The 2,739-nt window shown below is 69.9% G+C and carries 3 protein-coding genes; 2 read left to right on the forward strand and 1 reads right to left on the reverse strand.

Annotated features, from left to right (window positions below):
- Positions 1-202: 202 nt before the first annotated feature.
- Both I0Q12_RS01390 and I0Q12_RS01395 read left to right on the forward strand, forming a co-directional pair.
- A complete protein-coding gene (locus tag I0Q12_RS01390; protein ID WP_197250253.1) occupies positions 203-1,396 on the forward strand; it encodes an NAD(P)/FAD-dependent oxidoreductase in 1,194 nt (397 codons plus the stop codon).
- Positions 1,397-1,480: 84 nt separating this feature from the next.
- On the forward strand, positions 1,481-1,897 hold the full coding sequence (locus I0Q12_RS01395) for a VOC family protein (protein WP_197250254.1): 417 nt from the start codon (positions 1,481-1,483) through the stop codon (positions 1,895-1,897).
- A 31-nt stretch (positions 1,898-1,928) separates the two neighbouring features.
- Here the strand turns inward: I0Q12_RS01395 and I0Q12_RS01400 are convergent, their stop codons facing one another.
- A complete protein-coding gene (locus I0Q12_RS01400) occupies positions 1,929-2,621 on the reverse strand; it encodes a Clp protease N-terminal domain-containing protein (RefSeq protein WP_197250255.1) in 693 nt (230 codons plus the stop codon).
- Positions 2,622-2,739 lie beyond the last annotated feature (118 nt).

Raw genomic sequence — 2,739 nt, forward strand, 5'->3', positions numbered from 1 at the left:
CCTCGACGTGACCGACGGGCAGGTCGCCGGCCTGACCATCCAGGTCAATCCCGACAAGCTCGACCGGATCACCCGGAGCTGGGCGGAGACCGGCCCGCACGAACCGCTCATCGATCGATGGTGACGCAGATCGCACTTCGATCTGTCAGGGATCGTGCCCCTATCCGGTTCAGGAGGTGAACCACATCGGAAGGAGCACGTCATGAAGCACCGCATCGTCGTCCTCGGAGCCGGATACGCCGGAGCCAACGCCGCCGGCCGCCTCGCCCGGCGGCTCGACCACGACGTCGACATCACCCTGGTCAACGCCGACCCCGACTTCGTCGAACGCGTGCGCATGCACCAGCTCGCCAGCGGACAGGACCTGCCGCGGCGAGTACTCGACGACATCGTCGGGCGCCACGGCGTCCGCGTCCTGACCGCGCGCGTCACCGCCCTCGACGTGGACCGCCGCACCGTCGACCTGACCGGCCCCGACGGAGCCACGACCCTCACCTACGACAGCCTCGTCTACGCCCTCGGCAGCGCGGTCGCCGATCACGGCGTCCCCGGCGCCGCCGAGCATTCCTACAACGTCGCGGGCAAGGGGGCGGCACTGCGCCTGCGGGCGCGACTCGCCGACCTGCACCCCGGCGCGCGGGTCCTCGTCGTCGGCGGCGGCCTGACCGCCATCGAAACCGCCACCGAGATCGCCGAATCCCACCGCGACCTCGCCGTCGCACTCGTCGCCCGCGAGCGTGTCGGAGGCTGGCTGAGCGACAAGGCGCAACGCCACCTGCGCGCGGCTCTCGACCGGTTCGGCATCACCGTCCACGAGCGCACCGACGTCACCCGCGTCGACGCACACGAAATCGCCGTCCGCACAGCGGATTCCGGGGCAGAAGACACGATCCCGGCCGACGTGACGGTGTGGACGGCGGGATTCGCGGTCCACCCGATCGCCGCCGCCACCACCCTGACGGTGTCCGACACGGGCCGGATCGTGGTGGACCGCACGATGCGCTCGGTGTCGCATCCGGACGTCTGCGCCATCGGTGACGCAGCGCTCGCCGAGGGAGCCGGGGGCAAGCCCCTGCGCATGTCCTGCGCGTCGGGAATCCCGATGGCGTGGGCGGCCGCGGACGCACTCGCCGCCCGCCTGACCGGCCGCGCGGTCCCCGAAACCACCATGGGCTACACGTTGCAGTGCATCAGCCTGGGCCGGCACGACGGAATCATCCAGCGGGTGACCCCGGACGACCGGGCGACGTCCACCGCCGTCACCGGCCGGGCCGGAGCCTGGATCAAGGAGTTCGTGTGCGCGGGCGCCGCCTGGAGCGTGGCGCACCCGCTCGTGCTGCCGCGCCACCGTCGCCTCGTTCCTGCGCGCTCGACCGCGGAGGTCGCCGCCGGCTGAGGGGATTCCCGCCCGCGAGCCGGTGACGGCGAGAACAATCGGGTGACGTCACGAACCGACGCACGTCGATCAGGAGGTCGTTCGATGGGTACCCAGCTCAATCCGTATATCAGCTTCCGCGACAACGCCAGGCAGGCGATGGAGTTCTACCGAGACGTCTTCGGTGGCGAACTGACCGTGAGCACGTTCGGCGACTTCCACGCCAGTGACCTGCCGGAGGAGCAGGAGAAGGTGATGCACGCGCAGCTGGTCGCCCCCCACGGCCTGGTGCTGATGGGGGCCGACACCCCGAACGCGATGGAACTGAAGGAGGGGAGCAACTTCTCGATCTCCCTCAGCGGAGACGACGAGGGAGAACTGCGCGGCTACTGGGACAAGTTGTCCGACGGCGGCACCGTCGCGATGCCCCTGGCCAAGGCGCCGTGGGGGGACACCTTCGGCATGTGCACGGACCGGTTCGGTGTTCCGTGGATGGTGAACATCGCCGGGAACCCCCAGTAGCGCACGCTACTTCACGGGCACAGCGCGAGCGTTATCTCTCGAGTTCCGCGAGCGCGGCGATCACGTACGACTCGGTGGCCTCGGTGGTGATCCCGAGGCCACCGAGCAGTTCGGAGGTCGGGCTCTCGGGAGCGAGCAGGGCGAGCAGCAGATGCTCGGTGCCGACGTAGTTGTGGCCCAGGCGCAGCGCCTCCCGCACGGTGAGCTCGATAATCTTCTTCGATGCCCCGTCGTAGGGGATCAGGCTGGGGAGCTCGGTGTCGGGATCGCCGGCGGGCACCGTCGCCTCGGCAGCGGCCCTGATCGCCGCGGCGTCGGCGCCCTGCTCGGCGAGGGCGCGCATCGCGAGGCTGTCGGGGTCCGTGGTCAGGCCGAGCAGCAGGTGCGCGGCCCCGATCTCCGTCAGGTGTGCGGCGCGCGCCTCCTCCTGGGACCGCACGATCGCCGTGCGGGCACGCGGGGTGAACCGGGCGAACATGTTCGCATCGGCCTTGGGGGTGAAGCGCTGCTGCGCGGCCTGCTTGGTCACGCCCATGCAACGTCCGATCTCGGTCCAGGAGGCGCCGCTGCGGCGGGCCTGGTCCACGAAGTGGCCGATCAGATGGTCGGCGATCTCGCTCATGTGTTCCGCGGCCAGCACGGCGGCGGTGAGTTGATCCAGGGGCTGATCCGGGTAGCCGGTGCGGATGCCGTCGATGAGGTCGTCCAGTCGAGGTGTCGTCATACGTCAACGATAGGTTGACGCCACAGGCTGGTCAAGGACTCGTTGACGCCAGTCGAATGCCACGACGATCGGGCCGAATCCACCGGATCCCTGCCCCGCGCGCGGCACAATCGTCCAG

Source organism: Rhodococcus sp. CX, assembly GCF_015865005.1.
In the GTDB taxonomy this organism is placed as follows: Bacteria; Actinomycetota; Actinomycetes; order Mycobacteriales; family Mycobacteriaceae; genus Rhodococcus.

What these genes read in the sequence shown, in the direction of transcription:
- I0Q12_RS01390 (WP_197250253.1), top strand. Translation starts at nt 203, where the DNA reads ATGAAGCACCGCATCGTCGTCCTCGGAGCCGGATACGCCGGAGCCAAC.
- I0Q12_RS01395 (WP_197250254.1), top strand. Translation starts at nt 1,481, where the DNA reads ATGGGTACCCAGCTCAATCCGTATATCAGCTTCCGCGACAACGCCAGG.
- I0Q12_RS01400 (WP_197250255.1), bottom strand. Translation starts at nt 2,621, where the DNA reads ATGACGACACCTCGACTGGACGACCTCATCGACGGCATCCGCACCGGC.